Genomic DNA, 21,416 nt, shown 5'->3' with positions numbered 1-21,416 from the left:
GCACCCCCCGGACACAGGGGAAGCCGAGACGCCCGACAAGGCCGAACCCCGGCACACCCCGGAAGCAGAGGGAACCGAGAAGCCCCACGGGGGCGAGTCCCAGGCGTGGGCTTCGGGGGCGGTGGGGGGCGCAGGCACCGGGACGGCCGGGCCGTCCGGAGGCCCCGGTGGGGTGTCCCCCGTGGCGCGGCTGGCCGCCGTACTGGGGGCGGCCGCGCGGGACCGCGCGGGCGAGGGGGGCGGCCCGGCCGACGGGCCCACCCCGCGGGAGCTGGCCGAAGTGCTGTGGCTGGGGATGCGCCTGGCGGAAGGGGATCAGCCGGCCGGCCTGGACGATGAGCCGTCCGGGGCGGCGCCCGGGCCCCCGCCCGGGCACGGCCGTGAACAGGCGCCGTCGCCGGTGCGGCAGGCACCCGAGCCCGATCCGCTGCCGCGGCCCGCTCCCCCGCCCCGGGTTCCGCTGCGGCTGCCGGCCGCGGAGCGCGCGGCGGCCCCGCCCGGCACCGCGCGCGGGCCCGTGCTCGCGCCCGCACCGCCGATGCTGGCCCGCCCCCTGGCCCTGCAGCGCGCCCTGCGCCCACTGAAGCGCAGGGTGCCCGCGCCGCGCGCCCGGGTACTGGACGAGCGGGCCACCGCCGACCGCATCGCCCGCCTCGGCGCCCACCCGGACATCTGGCTGCCCGTGCTGCGCCCGGCGCACGACCGCTGGCTGCGCCTGGCCCTGGTGCACGACACCGGCCCGACGATGCCGGTCTGGCGGCCCCTCGTGCGGGAACTGCACACCGTGCTGTCCCAGTCCGGCGTCTTCCGCACGGTCACCCTGCACCCGGCCGGCCCCGACGGCCGCGCCGGGCAGGTGCCCGTCCCGGCCGACGGACGCACGGCCGCGCTGGTCGTCAGCGACTGCATGGGCCCGCAGTGGCGGCCGGGCGCGGCGGGCAGCCGCTGGTACGCGACCCTGCGGCACTGGGCGGCGCGGATGCCGCTGGCGGTCGTACAGCCGCTCCCGGAGCATCTGTGGGAGACGACGGCACTCCCCGCCCGGCCCGGGCTGCTGTCGCCGCCGGCCGCCGCGGCCCCCGCCGCCGCGCTCGCCTTCACCCCCTACGACCGGGACGGCACGCCCCCGCCCCCGGCCGCCGTCCCCCTGCCGGTGCTGGAGCCCGGCGCGCCGTGGCTGGCCAACTGGGCGGCGCTGCTGGCCGATCCGGGCGGCGGCCGGCTGCCGGGAGCGGCGGCCTGGCTGCCGCCGCTCCCTCAGGCCCCGCAGGAGTGGTCGCCCGACCTCACGGCCGCCTCCGCCGAGGAACTGGTGCTGCGGTTCCGCGCGACCGCGTCCCCGGAGGCGTTCCGGCTGGCCGGTCATCTGGCGCTGGCGGTGCCGTCGGTGCCGGTGATGCGGCTGGTGCAGCGGGCGGTGGACCGTGATCCGCGCCCGCAGCACCTGGCCGAGGTCATCCTCAGCGGCATGCTCACCGCCGTCGGCGGGCCGCCGGGGTCGTACGCGTTCCGGCCGGGCGTACGGGAGTTGCTGCTGCGCACCCTGCCGCGCACGGCCCGCGGCCGCACCCGGGAGTTCCTGGCCCGGGTGGGCGGGCTCATCGACGAACGGGCCGGAGCCGCGGCGGGTGAGTTCCGCGCCCGCCCCGGCGAGGCGGACGCGTTCGCGACGGTGCGGGAGGAGACGGTACGGCGGCTGGGCGGGGAGCCGGAGGCCCGGGTACCGGGGCCGGACGGCCCCACGGCGCGCCAACTGGTCGGTGGGCGCTACCGGTTGGTGACCCGGCGCGGGGCGAGCCGCCGGGTGTGGCAGGCGGTCGACACCCGCACCCGCGAGCCGGTCGTCGTCCATCTGTACCCGCGGCAGGAGGAGTCACCGCGGCGGTTCCTGCGGGAGGCCGAGGCCCTGCGGCGGGTCGACAGCCCGCACGTTCCCCGGGTGCTCGACCACGGCCTGCACGGCGAGACCCCCTATCTCGTCGTCGGTTTCACCGAGGGCGTGACCGTGAACGAGCTGATGAGCGGCAGCGGACCGGACGTGTCCACGGCCGTCTTCGTCCGGTTGCTGCGCGACGGCACGGCGGGACTGACGGCGCTGCACGCCCACGGCCTGGTGCGGGGGCAGCGCGGTGCCGGGTGCCTGCTGCTGCGCCCCGACGGCACGGTGACGCTCAGCCGGGTGGCGCTGGGCGAGGAGTCGCTGAACAGGACCGCCACGACGGATCTGCGCGGCTTCCACCGGACGCTGCGCGAGCTGGCACGGCACATCTCCGCCTCGCCGGAGTTCCGGGACGCGCTGGAGGCGATCCGCGAGGGGCGCCCACCGGACTTCCTGCTGGCGGAGCTGGAGGAACGGGCAGAACTGGAGGCATTGGCTCGCGACTTCGAACCGTTGGCCCTGCGCATGCTCGGCCCGCTGGCCCTCAGCCGGAACAACGAACCCCTGACGGTGCCGTCCCCCGAGGCCCAGGCCCTGTTGTGCATGCTCGTACGCCGGCGCGGCCACCGGGTGCCGTACGGCGATCTGGCCGGAGGCCTGTGGGAACGGCCGCCCGGGGAGCGGGAGTCGGCCCGTCGCATCGACGTCCTGGCGCGGGAGCTGGCCCGGATCCTGGGCCCCGGCACGCTGGCCGCGCTGCCGGACGGCTGGGCCCTGCACGCACCGGGGATCCAGGTCGACGCCTTCTTCCTCCAGGAGTTCGTCGGCCGGCTGCCCGAGCAGGCGCCCGAGAGCCGCCGTGATCTGGCGTATGCCACCCTCAACCTCTTCTGCGGCACGCCCCTCGACGGCGTCCCGGGCCCTGCCGCCGAGGCCGCCCGGGCCCACTTCGCCGCCCTCCGCGAGAGCCTGCGGACGACCGTCGCGGACACCGCGCCGCCGACCGCGCTCAGCGTCGAGACCGACACCGACCTCGCCGGCCGCCCCGAGACCCGGATCACCCTCGAACACGCACTCCACGAGATCCTTGCGCGGGGCTCCCTCACCGGTCAGCAGCACGAGATCCAGGTCCGCCCCAACGGCTATCTCGTCCGCATCGCCGCCGGCACCGACCTGCTCCCGGTCCTCGTCGCGGCCCTGCGCTGGCTCCCGGGGCACTGGGCCGCGCTGTCGGCGGCACCGCGCCTGCGGGTGGCGTTCGCGTCCGAACGGCACGCCGGGGAGGCCACCGCCCCGGTGACGGTCGTCGTCGCACCGGCCCTCTACGACGCCTTCTCCCGCAGCTCGGCGGCCACCGGCCCGCACCGCTTCCACCCACTGCACGGGGACGACCCGGACTCCCCCGCGGCCTGGTACTGGCCGGGCCCCGAGAACGACGGGCTGCTCAACGGACCCACCGTCGTCCAGGACCTCCGTCGACTCGGCATCCCGGCCCCGGGGCGGACGGCGATCGTGCACACCCGCGCCGAGGGCCCGCTCACGCTGTTCAACCCGACCGAGCCGCCCGTCGGCCCGGTGACGTACTGGGAGGTCGACCTCACCCTCCACCGGACCACCCGCCGCATCCTGCTGCCCAGCTCCGGGAAGGAGAACTTCACGGCGACCGTGGAGCTGCAGTGGCGTGTCACCGACCCGGTCGCGTTCGTGCGCGGGGGGCCGGCCGACGTCGCACGCCGGCTGGTCGAACACCTCACCCGCGGCGCCTCCAGGATCACCCGCCGGCACTCCCGGCGCCGCGCGACCGGCGCCGAGCGCGCGATCGCCGCGGGACTGGGCCGGTGGCCGGTGCCGGGGCTGGCCGTGACCTGCTCGGTCGCGCTCGCCCCGGAGAGCGCCGCGCCGCCGGAGACCCGCCCGTCGGGAACGGCGCCGCCCGGGCCCGGCGAGCTGCTGGGGCGGGCCGAGACCGTGCTGTTCGGCTTCGACGGCCCGCTGGTCCGGCTGTTCACGGCGGCGGCCGCGCGGGAGGCCGCGCTGGAGCTGCTGGCGCTGGCGGCCGAGGACCGGGACCCGCGGGACGCGCTGACGGGCCGCCCCCTGGTGGCCGGGGCGGCGCGGGAGTCACTGGTGCACCCCCTCGACGTGCTGCGGGTCTTCGCCCGCGAGCCGGTCGGACCGGTGCTGCGGCGCCGCCTCGACCAGCTGGAGCTGCGGGCCGTCCCGGACGCTCCCGCCACGCACAACGCCGTCGCGCTGATCCGCGCCCTGCACGGATCGGGGCGCCGGGTGAGCGTGGCCGCGGACGTGTGCGAACAGGCCGTCCACCGCTATCTGGAGTCCGCCCGGCTGCCGCTGTCCGGGGTGCAGGGCCGGGCCGACGACCTCGACCTGCTGATGCCGAACCCCGACTGCCTGCGGCGAGCCCTGCGGCCTGGTGGCACCCCGGCGAGCGGCGGCCTGCTGATCGGTACGACGGTCGCGGAGCTGGGCGCGGCCCAGCGGCTCGGGCTGGGCTTCGTGGGACTGGCCCGGAACCCGACCGTGGAGCAGGGGCTGCGGGCGGCGGGCTGCGAGGTGACGGTCCGTTCGCTGGCGCCGCTGCTGGAGGCGGCTCGGAGCCACTGACCGGGCGCAACGACCCTTATCTACGACTCATATGGGAAATAAGGGACAAAACCCCCATTCAGCGGCCCCCCGCCCGGCCCATCCGGAGAGGCGCCCGCCTCCCGCCCCTCGCACGATGCGAAGGAGGCCGACCGCCCGGCGGCCCCACGGTCTGCTTCTCGGGAGGACCCGCCCATGACCGCCAGCCTGGAGCAGCTGCGCCGCTGCCACTTCGCCGTCGACCTGGGCGCGGCGAGGACGCGGGTGTACGTGAAGGGCGCCGGGCTGGTCGTCGACCAGCCGTCCGCCGCCGCCGTCAACACCCGCACCGGCGCGCTGATCGCGGTCGGTGAGTTCGCCGAGAAGATGACGGGGCGCACCCCGCACTACATCCGCGTCGTGCGCCCGGTCTCCGGCGGCACCGTCGTCGACATCGAGATGGCCCAGCGCATGCTGCGCCACCTCCTCGGCGACAAGATGCGCCGCCAGCTGCGCCGCAAGCCACGGCTGCGGGCGGCGGCCTGCACCCCGCACGACGCCGACCCGCTGGCGCAGCGCGCCGCGATCGAGACCCTGGTCGGGCTCGGCGCCCGGCGCGTCGAGCTCGTCGACACGCTGATCGCCGCCGCCGTCGGCTGCGGACTGCCCGTGGAGCGCCCCGAGGCGACGATGATCATGGTGTGCGGGGCGGCCGCCACCCAGGTCGCCGTGCTCTCCCTCGGCTCGATCGTCACCGCCGAGCGCATCCCGGTGGGCGGCGAGGCGGTGGACCACGCGATCGTGCAGCACCTGCGCCACGAGCACGAGCTGATGCTGCCGAGCCAGTCCGTGCGGCCGCTGCAGCTCGCCCTGTCCGGCAACGGCCTCACCCCGCACGGCCCGGCCTCCACCGAGATCCACGGCCGGGACGTCGCCACCGGTCTGGCCCGCTCGGTGCGGATCGACACCGCCGCCGTGCGGGACGCCATCCAGACCCCGCTGACGGCCGTGCTCGACGGCATCGGCAAGGTCCTGCGAGACTGCCCGCCGGACCTGGTCGCCGACCTCGCCGACCGGGGGATCATGATGGTCGGCGGTTCGGCCCTGCTCCCCGGGTTCGACCAGATGCTGCGCCAGGCCACCGGCATGCCCGTGCACATCGCCGAACGCCCCGACATCTGCGCCGCCCAGGGCCTCGGCGCCATGCTGGAGGGCCGCATCCAACCGCTGGAACTGGACCCGCTGGGCGCCTGAGCCGACCGTACGACAGCTACCCACGTACCCGCGCGCCGGGCGCCCGGATCACCGGGCGCCCGGATCACCGGGCGCCCGGATCACCGGGCGCCCGGATCACCGGGCGCCCGGTCACCGCATGCCCGGACAACCGCTCCTCGGCCCCGCCACGCCAAGCCCGCGCCCCCGCTCATGCCACTGTCATGCCCCGGGCATACGCATCCTCCGTCCGGGTGTATCCCGGCGTGCCCGGGGCAGGGGCATCGAGAGGAGCGATGTCGGCAGCAGTGTCGTCCACGGCAGAGGCGGTGACATGACCCGGGTGATGGAAGGACAGCTCACGAGAGACGAGGACCCCCTGGTCATCGACGGGCGGGTGAAAGCCGGTCGAGCGGTTCTCACGGCGCGGGGCGAGCTGGTGCACGGCTGTACGAGAGTGCTCACCCAGCGGCTGGCCGCCCTGCCGGCGAGCACGAGCCACGTCGAACTGGACATGGCGGGCGTGGTGTTCATGGACACCGCGGGGCTCCAGTTCCTGGAGGCGCTGGTCGCCTACGGGCTCCGCTGCGAGGTGCCGGTCGCGGCCACCCACTGGACCGGCCAGCCGCGCCGCATCCTGGAACTCGCCGGCCTGGACACCGACGACCCGCTGCACAGCGCCCACACCCGCGCCGATTCCCGGGGGCCGGGCCCGGTCCCGTCGGCGGTGTCGCTGGAACGCGCGGAGCAACTGCTCGGCCTGCGCGAGGAGGTCGAACAACTGCGCCACGCGCTCGACTCCCGCCCGGTGATCGACCAGGCGCGCGGCGTCCTGATGGCCGTCCACTCCTGCACGCCCGAGCAGGCCTGGCACATCCTGCGCGAGGCCTCCCAGCTGTCCAACACCAAGCTGCGGACCGTCGCCGCCGCCGTCACCGACAGCGCGACCGGCCCCGCACCGCCCCACGAGGTGCGCTCCGCCCTGCGCGCGGCCATCGACCGGCACCGCTGAACGCCGCCCGGCCCCGCCGGTGCACGGCCGAGGGCAGCGGCGCCCGGAACGCCGGGTACCGGGGCGGACCGGACGCCGTACGCCGCCCCGTGCTTCCGCATGTCGCCCGCGTGCGGTCACAGGCGGTCGGAATGCGGCCGGTTGACGTCTTCCGGTGTTCGGCGGCGGGTCCCGCCGGGCATCGTGACAACAAGGCGGTACGGCAACGGGGCCGACCGCACGACCGTTCGGGCCGGGTGGGGCCGATGAGACGTCAACTCTCGTAGAACCGGCCGGTGTCCGGCTTTCGGCACGGCGTGCGCGGCCCCTACGATTCACCTGCCCCGGGCGACGACCCGCGGCGCCCGCGCGGGCTCGCGTGCGCACGGGCGTCTCCGGCCGTGCCGGACACCGCGCGGACCGCAACGGAGGGGGACCAGGCCATGGCGACACCAGGACGCGCCCGCTTACGGCGGCCGCTGCGGGCGGTGCCCCCGCTGGTGCTGGCCGGCGCGGCCGCACTGGCCGCCGGCACGCTGTGCGGTCTGGCGCTGGGCGCCGCGGGACTCGCGGACACGTCGGCCCTGGTGGACTCCCGCACCTACGTGTTCGGCGCCGGGCTGCTGCTCGCCGTCGGCCTGTACGGCAGCACGTACGGGATCGACGTCAAGGCCCTGCGCAGCGACCTGACCGGCGTGGTGGCCGCCGTCACCGTCGGCGTGGTGCTGAAGGCCGCGCTGATCACCGGGGCGATGCTGCTGGTCGTCCGCGGGCCGCAGGCCCTGGTGCTGGGCATCGCCGTGGCGCAGATCGACCCCTTGTCCGTGGCCGCCCTCGGCCGCAACGGCCGGATGTCCGCCCGGGCCCAGTCGCTGCTGACGGCGTGGGCCTCCTTCGACGACCCGATGACCGTCCTGCTCACCCTGTATCTGGCGGGCGCCGCCTACAGCGCCTCCGGCGGCGAGGGCACACCCGAGGTCGCGGCCGGGGGCACGGGCGGCTACCTGACCGGGCTCGGCTTCAACGCGGCCCTGCTCGCCGGTGTGCTGCTGCTGTGGTTCGTGGGCCGGCGGATCACCTCCCGGCTGCCCGACACCCCGGCGGGACGGCGGACGACGGGCACGGCCGCGGTGCTGCTGACCGTGGGGATGCTGGTGCTGGCGGCGGCACAGCAGCTGATGCTCGCGGTGGCGCTGGCCGGGCTGGTGCTGCGCTCGGTGTTCCTCGGCAAGGCGCTCGAACGCGCGGTCGGCGTCGCCTACCTCGCCGCGTTCTCCGCGCTCGGCCTGCTGCTGGCGCACGGGGTGGCGTGGTGGCCGGGGTTCGTGCTGGGCGTCGCGGCGTTCGGCGCGCAGGCCGTGGTGGCCCTCGGGGTGATGCCGCTGTTCGTACGGGGCCTCGGGCGCACCGACCGGATCGAACTGAGCCTGGGTCAGCAGAACGGCATCACGGCCGTGCTGATCGCCCTCACCCTGGAGCGTGATTTTCCCGGTACCGCCGCCACGGTGGGCCCGGCCGTCATCACCGTGAACGTGCTGTACGGCGTCTCGCAGGCGCTGCGCGCCCGTCAGGCGCGCCGCCGGCGCCCCGCTGACGGCAGGGAACTCACCGCGGGCACCGGACGTCTCCCGGAGTGCGAGCCGGGGGCCGGCAGCGAGCAGGTCGTGGACCGGCAGTCGGTCGCGTAGCCGCGGCCGGGCGGCATGCGGCGGGGACGGGAGAAGGGGGCGGCACGGCCGGTGCGGTGAGTCCGGCGAGGCGCGTCCGGCGGCACCGGGCACACCGGCGAGGTGCCCCCGAGGCCCCGGCAGGCGAACGGCGTACGAGGCGAGACACCGGTTCACGGTGGCCGAACGGGGAGAGGCGTATGAGGCAGCGGAGGGGACACGGTCGGCAGCGACCCGGGCACGGCGCCCGTTCGCCGGGGACCCGGCGCGGAACACGCGCCGGGTCCCCGGCCGCGCGCGGGCCGCGCCGGTCCGCCGCCGCGCTGACGACGGCCTGCGGGGCGGCGCTGCTGCTGGCCGCGGCCGCCCCGGTGGCGGCCGCGCCGGGCGCCGCCGACGAGCGGGACGTCCAGCTGGTGTACTGCCTGGGCCCCGCCCACCGCGCGGACCTGGTGGCCGCGGGGGTCCGGCTGGGTCTGCTGCGGCCGGGCAGCGGCGCGGCCGGGCCCGGGGTGCGGCGCGCGGCCTCCGACGGGCGGCTGACGGTGGAGGACTGGGCGGATCGGCACGGCAAGGAGTTCGCCCGCGCCTGTTCCGCACTGATGGCCGCCGACTCCGAGGCCCCGGCGCCCGCGGCCGACAAGGGCGGCGACGGCTGGCTGGCGACGTTCGGCACCGCCCTGCTGCTGTCGGCCGCCGGTGCGCTGATCACCCTCGGCGGCCAGTTGTCGGAGCGGATCGCCTCCGAGCGGCGGGAGCTGCGGCGTCGGCTGGTCGCGGAAGAGGCCGCGTTCCGGTCGGCGGCGCGCGCCTACCTGACCGGGTACGAGAACAACCCGCGGACCGACCACACGGCGGTCCGCGAGGCCCGCGAGGCGCTGGCCGCCGGCCTGTTCCGGGTGCCCGGTCCGGCGGCCCGGCGGCGCGCCGCGCGACAGGTCGCCGAGGGGCTGCCGCTGGCCCGCCCGCTGCCCGCCGCCCGGGATGGCGCGGTGCTCGGCACGGACGCCCGCGCCGAGGAGGCGCGCACCGCCGGCCGGGCGGTCGACGTCGTGCCCGGTTCCGTGGCGGAGCTGGACCGCGCGCCGGGGTACTGGGCGCTGCGCACGGTACGAGAAGGGTCCGCCCCGGCCGCGACCCGGGAGGCGGCCGGATGACGCAGTCCGTGCAGACGAACCCCTACGGCGTGCACGTGCCGGGCATCACGTCCCAGCTGGCGTGGCTGGCCCCCGCGCCGTCGGCCCTGGACGACCATCCGCTGGTCCCCTGGGAGGAGCCGAGCCACGCCCGGCAGTGGGTGGGGGTGGACCACGCCGAGGAACAGGTCGCCAAGTTCGAACAGTGCCTGGACCGGCTGCTGCAGGAGGCGATCCTGCCCCAGGCCGACCGGGGGCACGTCGTGGTGGTGACCGGCCCGGTGGGCATGGGGAAGACCACCCTGATCCACCGGTGCGTCCATCTGGTGCGGGAGAGGCTGCGGGCAGCGCGGCAGGGGGAGCACGCGGCGGCGCCGGGCGCCATCCGGCCACCCGATCCGGTGGTGGTGATGACCGGCGGGTACCGCAATCACGCGGACTCCGTCAGCGTGGACGAGCGGGGCCGGTTCGCCACCACCGACGGCATCAACAGCGCCATACGGAGGAAGATCGTGACCGAGCTGGAGCGGCGGTTCGTCGATGCCGTCAAGGGCCGGGTGCCGACCGACGGGGACGTCTTCGAGTCGTTCGCGGAGATCAGCACGGTCCTCGCCGAACAGGACGCGGTGCTGCTGGCCCTCGTCCCGCACATGGGCTGGCGGGACGACATGGGATCGGTGCGCACCGAGTTTCTGCGGAGTTGTGTGAGACACGCGCGCAGCCGGATCGTACTGTTCGTCGAGGTGGGTCACCACGATCCGCAGTCGGCGCACGACGAGGTGATCGCGGTGCTGGGGGACCAGCCCGCGCTCACCCATCTCTCGCTCGGCAGCCTCACCCCGGAGGACACCGTGAAGTTCAGCCAGGCGGCCCGCGGCGGCCACCCCGACCCCGACGCCCCGGTGCCCGAGGCGGACGCGCCCCGCGATCCGGAGGCCTGGCGCCGGTCGGACGTACGGCAGTTACGCAAGATCTGCTTCAGCGTCGCCGAGGAACAGCGCAGCAGACACGGGCGGGTGCGGGTCACCGCCTCCGACCTGCCGGCGCCCACGCCCGACCTGGCGTCGATGGCGCGCGGGCCGTCCGCCCCGATCCCCGTGCCCGCGCAACCCACGCCCCCGCCGGGCTCCTGACCGGCCGCGCGTCACGGTCCCCGCATGCCCTGGACCCGCGTCCCCGCACCGCCCGCCGCTCGGAACGCCGAAACCGGACACACGAGGAGTGCCGTCGTGGCCCCAGACAGTGGAGAGATCTGGCACAGGAACCCGTTCCCGCGCAGCCCCGTCGTGCGTCTGGGGCCGTCGTCCGATCTCGGGGACGCGGCGGTCCGGGGGGCCGACTCGGGCAACGCGCACGTACCGACCCCGCTGGTCACCGAGTTGGAGGGGCTGGTCGACGACTACTTCGCGCCGCCCAGCACGGGTGGCCGGCGCGGCCTGGCCGTCGCCCTGGTGGGCGAGTTCGGCCTGGGCAAGAGCCACGCGCTGCGCAAGGCGTACCAGAGCGTGCGCGCGGGGCATCCGGAAGCGGCGATGTGGATCGTGGACGAGCCCGCGCAGAACATGGGGCGGCTCTACCGCCACCGGCTGCGCGGCCCGGCCGCCAGCCCGCAGGGCCGCCAGGCGTTCGAGGAACTGGTGCGGGACTACTACGCGTACGTCACGGCCGGCTGGGTGGGAGCCCAGGAGGACGATCCCCGCCAGGAGACGCTGCGGGAGATCGCGGCGGGACTGCGCGACCGCACGCTCGACCCGGACAAGGTGGTCTCGGCGCTGCGCTACGACCCCGAGGTGATCCACGCCGATCTGCGCGGCACCCTGAACGAGGTGACCGAGCACCGCGGCTTCGCGACCGCGCTGGCGCTGCTGCTGGAGCCGCCGTTCAAGCGGATGGTGTGGCAGTGGCTGGGTGGGGACGAGCCCGCGGAGCCGCTGCGCGAACGCGGCGTCACCGAGCCCATCGGGCCGTCCCCGGACCGGGGGGACACCGCCGCCGGCATCGACCGGGTGTTCGACGCGCTGGCCGTGCAGGGCTTTCTGCACGGCCGGGTCGACGCACCGTACGTACTGCTCCTGGACTCCCTGGAGAAGGTGCTGGGCTGGCCGGAGGAGACCCGGCGCACCTTCATGGACGCATTCGAACGGCTCGTCAACGTCTACACGAGCCACGGCGGGCTGCTGGTGTTCTGCACCTCGGCGGACGGGCTGCGGGCCCTGCGGTCGAGCGTGCACGAGCGGGTGCTGGAGCTGTGGGCGGGCGGGCTGGACGCGGAACGCACCCGCGAGCTGGTGGCCGGCTACCTCGGCGCCGACGCCGCGGCGGCCGACGGGGCGCGGCCCGCCACCGGGCCGTTCGACGAGGAGGCTCTGGGGCTGCTGCACGAGCTGGCCGAGGGGGTGCCCCGCCAGGTGCTCAAGACCTGCCGGGAAGCCTGGCGGCTCAGCGAGGACGGGCACGGCGCGGTGCGCGAGGTGTCCGGGGCCACGGTGCTGTCGGCGGTGCGGCAGTTGCACGAGCGGGTGACGTACCGTCAGGTGGTCAACGAGGTCCACGAGGCGCTGGACCTCGGGCAGTGGCGGATCGCCTCCCGCGATCCGGTGCCGTCCCGGCTGTCGCGCTCGCCCGGCAACCGCGAGGAGGTCGTGTACTGGCTGTCGCCCGCGCCCAACACCTATCTGGCGGTGGTCTACGCCCGGTCGGTGCTGCTGGCCGACGACGCCGAGCGGATCACCGCCCTGCTGCACGGACTGCGCAGCGCGGTGCGCCCGGGGCGGTTCGAGGCGCTGCTGGTGGTCAACGGCCTGGTCTCGCACACCATGCAGGACCGGCTCGGCCGGTCCATCGGCTCCCGGCCGCTGGTCTACCGCAAGAGCGGCTTCCCGCAGGCGGTGCACGAGGCGCTGCTGCAGCTGGAGCGGCGGCTGGTGGAGGACCGGCGCGAGAGCGACCTGGTCGAGCTGGGCGAGCGGATGCGCCGTGATCTGGAGCAGCAGACGGCCCACCTCGACGAGGTGCGCCGCACCCTGGCCGGGCTGGTCCTGGACACCCGGTCGGGGGCGACCCCGCCCGTCCCGGCGCCGAGATCGTCCTCGCCCACCGCGTGGGAGCCGCCCGAGGAGGAGCTGCCGGGCCCGGTGGGGCGCCGGTTCCACGACGCGCTGGCCATGCTGGAGGCGGTGACCCGGCGGGTGGCCGGCCGGAGCGTGGCCCGCAGCTCGGCCACGTCCGCGGCGGAGCTGAGCGTCCTCGGCTGCGCCACGCTGGTGCGGGTGCTGACGGAGCAGTTCCGGGGGGCCGTCGCGACGTGGACGGCCGCGACGGCGGACGGCGGGCCGACCGAGGGCCAGCTCGGCGAACTGCGCCGGATCTGCCGGGAGTACGAGTGCGCCGTCGAGGTGCTGCCGGTGCATCTGCTGGGCGGTGCCGGACAGGCCCGTCCGCTGACGCCAGCCGGCACCGTCGAGGGGCTGGCCGAGGAGGTGTGGGGGACGCTCAGCGCGGCGGCGGCGGTGTGATGCCCCGCACCACCTCGGCGAGGGCGGTCAGGCGCCGCTCGGCGTGGTCGACCTGCCGCTGGTCGAGGGTGACGCCGAGGACGAAGGAGCGGGGCGAGGTCCACAGCACGTACACGGCGCCCTCCTGGACGTCGAGGACCAGCCGGTCGAGGGAGGCGCGGCCAGTGACGGGCGGGGCGACGAGACCGATCGCGTCGGTGAGGCGCGCCAGGTGTCCGCGCAGCCCGCGGGACAGGTCTCGGTAGGCGGTGCGCCGGGTGCGCACGCTGACGTCGATGAAGCGCGGGCCGAGGAGGTCGTCCTCGAAGACGTCGCCGACGCAGACCAGGGACCAGTCGTGGTAGTAGGCCGCGTAGTGCAGGTCGGTGGTGTTCAGGCACTGCCGCCACAGGTCGCGCAGCCGCTGTTCGTAGGCGGTGTCGGTGGCGGCGGCGATGCCCAGGTCGATGCGCGGGCCGGTGGGGCGGGCCTCCCGTGCCGGGGGGCCGGACGGGTGGGGCCGGGCCCCGACGTCACCGCCGAGGAGTTCGTCCGGCAGCGAGTGCACCTCGGTGCGGATGCGGCCGACGAGGCGGTTCATCGCGGCGTCCATCTCGGGCACGCCGTCGGGGCCGTCGACCGCCGCCGCGAGGAACTCGTTGGGCCGGGCCCGGCCGCCCCACAGTCCGCCGCGCGGGTTGGCCAGCACGGTGCGCATCAGCTCACCGGTGCCCAGCGGGCGCAGCACGCCGCCCAGGTCCGTGGCGCACAGCAGCAGCCGGCTGCCGGGCAGCGCCTCGTTGAGGGTGTCGTCGCCGGCCTCGGTGAGCAGGGCGCTGAGCGGGGCCCGGGGCCGGCGCAGGACGGCGAAGTCGAGGATGCCGTTGCTGTAGTGGCACAGGGAGCGTACGGACGGTGCCGAGGCCACCGTCTCCTCGCACAGCGCGGTGATCCGGCCGTGCCGTTTGACGGTCCAGTGGGACTCCTTCAGCGTCTCGGTGCGCTGGTCCGCGGGTGCTGCCACAGGTGCTCGCCTCTCGGTGGGGTCGCTGCGGCGCCGGCCGGGCGGGCCGGCCGGCGCCGCGGTGGTCACGACGGCAGTTCCAGGTCGATGTCGTAGCCCGAGGGCGGCAGCCCTCGGCCGGCGGCGGTGTCGGCGGCGCCCGCGAGCCGGTCGAGGTGGGCGCGCACCCGGCGTCCGTCGGGCCGGTCGGCGATCCCGAGGTCGCGCAGCCGGGCCAGCGCGGCCCGCCCGAACGCCGCGGCCTCCTCGGTGTGGCCGGCCTCGGCGAGGGTGACGGACAGGGAGTGCTCCGCCGCCGCGACCCAGGGGTGGGCCCGGCCCACCTTGTGGGTGAGGAGGTTGACGGCGCTGCGGCCGACCTCCTCGGCCAGCCGCAGCCGGCCCGTGGCGCGCAGGTAGACCCCGTGCCGCACCTGGCACACCCCGGTGTACGGATGGCCCGCGCCGAACAGCCGGGCGAGGGTGTCCCCGCACCGGCGGGCGTGCTGCTCGGCCTCCTCGGACTTGCCGAGGGCGTGCAGGTCGGCGGCGTAGCTGAACTGGCAGCGGAGGGTGTCGTAGCGGTCGGCGCCGAACCGGCCGACGTAGGTGTTCAGCGCCCGCAGGTCCCGTTCGTGGGCGAGTTCGAAGCCGTAGCGGGGGTCTCTGACGGCGGGGAAGCCGTCGGCGAGGCGGCGTTCGCTGACCGCGAGGCCCACCTCGGTCCACAGGCGCACGCCGGTGAAGGCGTCGCCCAGCCTGCGCAGCCGCCGGCGCAGCAGGTCGCGGGCTTCGCCGTCGCGCCCGACGCAGCGGTAGAGGTAGGCGAGCAGGTCCGCGGAGCTCCAGGCGACCGGGTCGTCGGGGCCGCCGACGGACTGCCGGTAGCGGAAGCGCCGCTGCAGCCGGGTCAGGGCCGAGGAGACGCGGCCGGTGAGCGCCTCGGTGAAGGCGAGGTTGTGCTCCACCTGGAGAGTGGCCGGGTGTTTCGGGCCCAGCAGCAGCGTCAGTCCCTCCAGGGCGGGGCGCAGTTCGAGCAGCGCGTCCTCGAACCGGCCCAGGGCGAGGAGGGTCGCGGCGTAGGAGTCGGCGGACAGCAGGGTGCGCGGGTGGGTGATGCCGAGGAGCCGGCGGTGGCCGCGCAGGGCCTCCTGGGCGAGTTCGCGGGAGAGGTCGTAGGCGCCGCGCAGCCGGTGGGCGCGGGCGGTGAAGTTGAGCAGGCGCAGGTACTCGGGCGACTGCTCGTCGTCGTCGGCCCGCCACCGCTCGCGGGCCCGGGCGGCGATGTCCAGGAGGCGGTCGAGGTCGGCGGGCTCGGCGCGGGCGCCGAGGGCGCTCAGGTGCCGCAGCAGCGAGCGGCGCACCCGGGGCCGGGGGTCCTCCCACAGGCGCAGCGAGTACACCTCGCGAGCCCAGTCGGCGGGCAGGTCCGCCTTCTCCTGCGGGGTGTACTCGGCGAGGACGCCCCGCAGGACGGTCTCGACGTAGGTCCGGTCGTCCGGGTCCATGCGGGCGCGGATCACGTCGCGCAGTCCGTGGTGCTGGGCGAGCGGCTGCTGCACGCGGTCGAAGTCGACGTCGAGCAGGCCGACCTGGCCGAGGCTCCACAGGGCGACGCTGACCATGTGCTCGTCGGGCAGCTGGACGTCGTCGGGCGGACGGACGGTGGCCGGGCGCCGGTCGGCGTCGTCGTCGCGGGCCAGCTCGGACAGGATGCGCCGGGAGCGCAGCAGTTCCAGGCCCATGCCGCGGCCGGTGAGCAGGGAGGCGGCGTCCAGCAGCCAGCCGAGGGCGTCGCCGTCGGGGCTCTCGGCGCGCCAGGCGGCGGCGCCCGCGGTTCCCTGGGCGAACCGCCGGGCGACCTGGACCATCACCTCGACCGCGGACGCCGACTCGCTGGTGCGCAGCAGTTCGGTCTTGCCGGCGCGGTGTTCGGCGAGCACGTCCCGCACGGCGGCGCGGACGGCGGCCTCCGGGGTGAGGTGGTCCTCGCGGCGGTGTGAGGCGGTGCGCTCGGCGAGGCAGCAGGCGGCGAGGTGCAGCGCGTGGGGGACGAAGTCGACGACGGCTGCGATCTGGCCGGCCTGCCGGGCGGTGATCTCCGGGACCCGGTCGGCGAGCAGCGCACGGCTCTCGTCGGCGGTCATGGGGGGCATCGCGAGCGGTGCCAGATACGGCGGTCTTCCGTCGGCCGCGACGTGTGCGCCGGGTGCGCCGCTCTGAGACGGCGGTCTGCCGTCGGCCGCGGCGACCGCGCCGGGTGCGTTCTCCGGCTCCGGCGCCGCCCGGCTGGTGATCAGGACGTGGCCGTGCTCGTGCGGGACGGGCAGCAGGCCGCGCAGGTCGGCGGGGTCGCCGGCGCCGTCGTAGACGAGGAGCCAGCGGGCGGGTTCGCCGTCGGGGCGGGACAGGCGGGTCAGCAGCCGGGAGACGGTCTGAGCGGGCGGGGTGTCGAGCCGGCCCTCGGTGGAGCCGAGCTGCCCGGCCAGCCGGACCAGGCCGCGTTCGACCCGCTCGCGGTCCCAGGACCGCACCCACCACACCACGTCGTAGCCGGGGCCGGACCGGTGGCACAGCTCGTGGGCGGTCTCGCTCTTGCCCCAGCCGCTGGGGCCGTGCAGGACCAGGCAGGCACCGTCCCGGCCGGCCGCGGCCAGCCGCTCGTCGAGGGTGGCGAGGAGGTCGTCGCGGCCGGTGAAGGAGCTGCTCCGCGCGCCGATGTTGGAGGTCTCCGGGAGGCGCGGGAAGGGGGCGCCCTCGGGTTCGCCGCCGAACGTGGCGGTGGTCAGGCCGAGGCCGGTGAGGAGCAGCCGCAGCGCCTCCTCCTCGCCGGTGTCGCGCAGGTCGATGCGCTCGTGGTGGGCGGCCTCGGTGTTCGGGAAGTCCTCGTCGACGAGGACGATGCGCACGTCGGTGTGGGAGAGGGCGCCGATCTGGGCCAGCAGGGCGTCGTCGGCGTCGTCCGGCGAGAGGAAGAGCAGGGCCGCACCCCGGTCGGGACGTTCCCCGGCATAGGTGTCGGCTCTGCGCAGCTCGGTGCGCACGCCCGCGGCGGCGAGCCGGTCGCGCAGCCAGGCGGCCCAGTGGGCGTGGCGCACGGAGTGGACGACTGTGACGTCGGTGAGCTGCGCGCCGCGGCGGGCGCGCAGCCAGTCCGCGAGCCGCTCGTAGTAGGGGCGCAGGCCGGCCACCGTGCCCGCCTCCTCGGCCTCGACGGCGAGGCTGCGGCTGTCCTGGTACATCGGGTTGTACGGGATCTCCAGCAGCGGGACCTCGCGTGTCCCGGCGGGCCGGCGGAACCGGCGGCGGGCCCGCTCGCGCGCCTCGCGCAGCCGGTCGTGGACGCCGACGTCGCTCTTCAGGCCCAGGGTGAGCAGCCGTGCGGGCGGCTCGGCGCGGTGGGCGGCCAGGTCCTCGGCGAGGGCGGCGGCGCCGTCGATGGACCAGGCGGTCATCGCGAAGCAGAAGACCAGCGAGTCGGCGAGGGCGGCCACCCGCACCGGTTCGGCGGGGTCGGTGGTGTCCGGCACCGGGGCCTCGATCAGGACGTGGTCGTACGCCCGGACGGCCGGGTCGCCGGCGAGCGCGGCGAGGGCGGGGCCGCCGGCGGCGGCGGTACGCACCCGCCCGGGCTCCGGCGGGGGCAGCGGCCGCGGGTCGGCAGCGCGGTCGCGGGTGCGGCCGTCGACGAGGAGAACGCTGCGGCCGGCCTCGGCGAGGATGTCGGCCGTGTTGCGCAGGGTGGTGCTCAGGCCGAGGTTCCCGGAGGTCGCGAGGAAGACCGCGAACGGGCCGGGGCGGTCGGGTGAGTTGGCGTCTGACATAGCCTCTCCGCTCAGCGCGGCGCGACGGGGGACGGTGACACGAGGGGTGCCGGCCGGACGCGAGGAGCCCGCACAACACCCCCACCAAGCCGGACAATCCGGGCGCTCGGCGCCGTCAGTATAGAGAGAGCGCCGGGCCGCGTCCCGCGCTTCCCCGCGATGCGCCCTCTCCCGCGCCGCACGGCGGCGCGCTCAGCCGTACGCCCGCTTTCGCGCCGCACGACGGCACGCTCCGCGAGGCACTGCGCCCCGCGGCTCACGGCGGGGTGCTCTCCTTGTGCCCCGCGACGAACGGATCGCCCTCGGCGCAGCTGTCGTACACCCGGCGCAGGGTCTCCCCCAGCACCGTGCCCGGCAGGGCGGCGATGTCCTCGGGCGTCAGGGCGGAGATGTCGAGGACCGCCGACTCCACGTCGGGCGCCACGTGCCGGCCCGTTCCCGTGCGCGTGCCGTCCAGGACCGCGCCCTCGTCAACTGTCATCGTGCTCCGCTCCACGGGTCCGGGGACGACATGACAGGTCTGCGGTTTCAGCGTAACGCCGCGGGGCAGCCGTACGGCAGCCGTGGGAGTCCGCCAATGGCCGCCAACTGCGCTTCGGGGCACTCCCGTTGGCTCATTAGCGATGTTGACGCTGAACGGACGGCGACCGAATACTGGTCGAACAGAGTGCGCCACCGACCGCGCCCGCCGAGGTCCGCGGCGTACGCCCTCGGGGGGAAGCGGATGAGTCGACCGCCACTGCGTCACGCCGAGCCGCCCTGGCCGCGGACCCTCGACCTGACGGAACGCCAGGCGGCGGGCTGGGCCCCCGCCCCCTTCCACTCCTTCGTACTGAAGGTGCACAGCCGCTGCGACCTGGCCTGCGACTACTGTTACATGTACCGCTCACACGACCGAGGTTGGCGCGACCAGCCGCGCACGATGGCCCCCGGCACCGTCCGGCGGGTCGCCGAACGCGTCGCCGAGCACCTGTCGGCCCACCGGGTGACCGAGGCCGGGGTGGTTCTGCACGGGGGCGAGCCCCTGCTCATGGGCGACGAGGCGCTCACGCACACGGTCCGGACGCTGCGCGAGGCGATGGGCGACCGGGTGCGGCTACGGCTGACGCTGCAGACGAACGGCATGCGCCTCACGGAGGAACGGCTGGCGCTGTGCGCCGAGTTGGGCCTGCGCGTCGGGGTGAGCACCGACGGCGGCCGCGCCGCCCACGACCGGCACCGGCGGCGCGCCGACGGGCGCGGCAGCCACGCCCGGGTGAACGCGGCCCTGGAACTGCTGGCGAGCGACCGCCACCGCCACCTGTACGGCGGCCTGCTGTGCACGGTCGACCTGCGCAACGACCCGGTGCGCACCTACGAGGACCTGCTCGCCCACCGCCCCCCGGTCGTCGACTTCCTGCTGCCGCTGGGCACCTGGCACACCCCGCCGCCCGGCCTGGACCCCACCGGCCGGCGGACCCCGTACGCGGACTGGCTGTGGGCGGTCTTCGAGCGCTGGTACACGGCACCGGTCAAGGAGACCGGGATACGGCTCCTGGACGACCTGATGGCCCTGCTGCTCGGCGCCGCGCCGGTCACGGAGTCGCTGGGCCTGTCCCCCGTGCGCTACGCGGTGGTGGACACGGACGGCTCCCTCACCCAGGACGACGCGCTGCGCACGGCCTACGACGGTGCCGCCACCACCGGCCTCGACGTGTGGCGCCACTCCTTCGACGCGCTGCTGCTGCACCCCGGCGTCGCCGCCCGCCAGTGGGGGGCCGACGCACTGTGCGACCGCTGCCGGGCGTGCCCCGAGCACCGGGTGTGCGGTGCCGGACACTACGCCACCCGCTACCGCCCCGCCACCGGCTTCGCCAACCCCAGCGTGTACTGCGCCGACCTGGCGGAACTGATCCGCCGGGTCCGGGGACGGCTGCGCTCGGACCTGACGCGGGCGACGGGACGCGACGGCGAGCCGAGCACGGCGTCTGCGGCTGGAGCCGGGTCCGGGGCCTGGTCCGAGCCGGGGTCTGGGGCTGGGCCTGGGTCTGGGTCTGAATCTGTCTGCGGGTCTGGGTGCGGGTCGGTGCTGCCTGTGCCCGGGTCGGGCGCTCCGTCCGGGTCTGCGTCTGGGTCTGCGTCTGCGTCTGTGTCCGGCTGCGGGTCTGCGTCCGGCTCCGGGTCTGCGGGCTCCGGGTCTGCGTCTGTGGAGGTGGGATGACGCCTGTGCCGCACCGTATGCCGGGCGAGATGTTCGACGCGGTCGCCGCGGGCGGTGGCGGGGCCGGAGCCCTTCGGCTCCTGGCCCGAGCGGAGCACAGCAGGCGCCTGGCCTGCGCCTACGCGGTGACACTCACCGCCCGCGCCGCCGGTGGCGTGGTGGCCGAGCGCACCGCCCGCGCGTGGGAGCTGCTGACCGCCGCCAACCGTGAGGCCCCCTCCGCGACGGCGGCCACGCTGACCCATCCGTCCACGGGCCCCGCCCTGTTCGGCCTGCTGGCCCGGCTGATGCGCGAGGACGGACCGGACGAGCCGCCGGTGCGCTGGTTCACCGCGCTGGCCGCCTCGGCGGCGGTCCGCGCGGGACTGCCGGGAGAGGTCGAGTGGCCGGTGGACGGCCCCTGGGTCGCGCTGCCGTCACTGGGCCGGGCCCACTTCCCCGGCGCCGCCCCCGATGACCTGGCACGGGTACGGATCGACACCGACGGCCGCGCCCTGATCACCCTGACCGACCGCCCCGACGGCATCCGCGGCTTCCGTGCGGACGGCCCGGTGCGGATACCGCCGCCCGGGGAGGCGTACGGCACCACCGGCCCCTGGCAGGGCGCCCACCTGCTGACCGACCTGGGCGAAGGCACACCGCTCCTCCTCGACGTCATGGACCGGCCGTACTTCCCGAACGCCGCCCCCCACCCGGAGAGCCTCGGCCCCGATGAGGTGCGGTACTGGACGGCGGTGGCCCGCGAAGCGTGCGCGCTGCTGCGCACCGACCATCCGGAGGTGTACGAGGAGCTGGCGGCCGGCCCCCGGCTGCTGGTGCCGCTGGTGAACCGCGGCAGGGGGCAGGCCAGCGGCAGCAGCGCGGAGGCGTTCGGCTGTGTCGCCCTGTCCCGCCCGGAGAACGCGACCCAGTTCGCGGCGACCCTGGCCCACGAGATGCAGCACAACAAACTGGCGGCGCTGCTGCACCTGTTCGACCTGCTCGAACCCGACGGCTCCGAGCGCTTCTACGCCCCCTGGCGCCCGGACCCCCGGCCCCTGCTCGGACTCTTGCACGGCGCCTACGCGCACCTCGGCGTGGCCAGGTTCTGGAACCGCCGCCGGGAGACCGAGCCGGCCCCGGGGCCGCGCGCCGCCGCGCACGTCCAGTTCGCTCGCTGGAGTCTGGCCGCGCACGAGGCGACCCTCGTCATCCTGGCCTCGGACCGCCTGACCGGCCTCGGCCGCCGCTTCGCCGAGCAGATGCTCACCACGCTGGACGGCCTGTGCCGCCTGCCGGTTCCGGCCCCGGCCCTGCACCGCGCCCGCTCGGCGGCCCTCGCCCACCGCACGGCCTGGCACGACCGGAACGGCGGCGTCGGGCGAGTGCTGCCGGTGTGAGACACCGGGGCACACCCGCCCTCGCGGAGCACGCTCTCACGATCAACG

General features: G+C 76.0%; 12 protein-coding genes. 9 read left to right on the top strand and 3 right to left on the bottom strand.

All coding sequences use genetic code 11. The features are described from left to right. The first annotated feature begins 181 nt into the window (after positions 1–181). The 7 genes from ACSLTV_RS04115 to ACSLTV_RS04085 all read left to right on the top strand — a co-directional run bounded on the left by ACSLTV_RS04115 (position 182) and on the right by ACSLTV_RS04085 (position 12,983). Positions 182–4,504, top strand: a complete 4,323-nt coding sequence (locus ACSLTV_RS04115; RefSeq protein ID WP_435611643.1) for an SAV_2336 N-terminal domain-related protein — start codon at positions 182–184, stop codon at positions 4,502–4,504. Positions 4,505–4,678: 174 nt separating this feature from the next. Beyond that, positions 4,679–5,716, top strand: a complete 1,038-nt coding sequence (locus ACSLTV_RS04110) for a rod shape-determining protein (protein WP_432139291.1) — start codon at positions 4,679–4,681, stop codon at positions 5,714–5,716. Between the two features lie 292 nt (positions 5,717–6,008). Next, complete coding sequence (locus ACSLTV_RS04105; RefSeq protein ID WP_432139292.1) at positions 6,009–6,686, top strand: ANTAR domain-containing protein; 678 nt, start codon at positions 6,009–6,011, stop codon at positions 6,684–6,686. Positions 6,687–7,108: 422 nt separating this feature from the next. Continuing rightward, complete coding sequence (locus ACSLTV_RS04100) at positions 7,109–8,353, top strand: hypothetical protein (RefSeq protein ID WP_432139293.1); 1,245 nt, start codon at positions 7,109–7,111, stop codon at positions 8,351–8,353. A 179-nt stretch (positions 8,354–8,532) separates the two neighbouring features. Then, on the top strand, positions 8,533–9,489 hold the full coding sequence (locus ACSLTV_RS04095) for a hypothetical protein (protein WP_435611642.1): 957 nt from the start codon (positions 8,533–8,535) through the stop codon (positions 9,487–9,489). Further along, a complete protein-coding gene (locus ACSLTV_RS04090) occupies positions 9,486–10,601 on the top strand; it encodes a hypothetical protein (protein ID WP_435611641.1) in 1,116 nt (371 codons plus the stop codon). The genes ACSLTV_RS04095 and ACSLTV_RS04090 overlap by 4 nt, the downstream gene beginning before the upstream one ends. A 96-nt stretch (positions 10,602–10,697) precedes the next feature. Next, the gene (locus ACSLTV_RS04085; protein ID WP_432139296.1) at positions 10,698–12,983 is read left to right on the top strand and encodes a hypothetical protein; all 2,286 of its coding nucleotides are present in this window, start codon (positions 10,698–10,700) and stop codon (positions 12,981–12,983) included. Here ACSLTV_RS04085 and ACSLTV_RS04080 read toward each other — a convergent pair. The 3 genes from ACSLTV_RS04080 to fxsA form a co-directional block, all read right to left on the bottom strand. Beyond that, positions 12,961–13,986: a hypothetical protein gene (locus ACSLTV_RS04080; protein WP_432139297.1), complete on the bottom strand. Its 1,026-nt coding sequence runs from the start codon at positions 13,984–13,986 to the stop codon at positions 12,961–12,963. The genes ACSLTV_RS04085 and ACSLTV_RS04080 overlap by 23 nt on opposite strands. A gap of 65 nt (positions 13,987–14,051) precedes the next feature. Beyond that, on the bottom strand, positions 14,052–17,789 hold the full coding sequence (gene fxsT, locus ACSLTV_RS04075; RefSeq protein ID WP_435611640.1) for an FxSxx-COOH system tetratricopeptide repeat protein: 3,738 nt from the start codon (positions 17,787–17,789) through the stop codon (positions 14,052–14,054). 256 nt (positions 17,790–18,045) lie between these two features. Next, on the bottom strand, positions 18,046–18,270 hold the full coding sequence (gene fxsA, locus ACSLTV_RS04070; RefSeq protein WP_432139203.1) for an FxSxx-COOH cyclophane-containing RiPP peptide: 225 nt from the start codon (positions 18,268–18,270) through the stop codon (positions 18,046–18,048). A gap of 243 nt (positions 18,271–18,513) precedes the next feature. On the opposite strand from fxsA, the gene ACSLTV_RS04065 reads away from it, so the two are divergent. Both ACSLTV_RS04065 and ACSLTV_RS04060 read left to right on the top strand, forming a co-directional pair. Further along, complete coding sequence (locus ACSLTV_RS04065; RefSeq protein ID WP_432157913.1) at positions 18,514–19,989, top strand: FxsB family cyclophane-forming radical SAM/SPASM peptide maturase; 1,476 nt, start codon at positions 18,514–18,516, stop codon at positions 19,987–19,989. After that, complete coding sequence (locus tag ACSLTV_RS04060; protein WP_432139205.1) at positions 19,986–21,368, top strand: HEXXH motif domain-containing protein; 1,383 nt, start codon at positions 19,986–19,988, stop codon at positions 21,366–21,368. Before ACSLTV_RS04065 ends, ACSLTV_RS04060 begins: the two co-directional genes overlap by 4 nt. Positions 21,369–21,416: the final 48 nt, after the last annotated feature.

It is taken from the genome of Streptomyces sp. bgisy159 (assembly GCF_965341775.1).
GTDB lineage: Bacteria > Actinomycetota > Actinomycetes > Streptomycetales > Streptomycetaceae > Streptomyces.
This window is presented reverse-complemented; position numbering and strand designations above follow the sequence as displayed.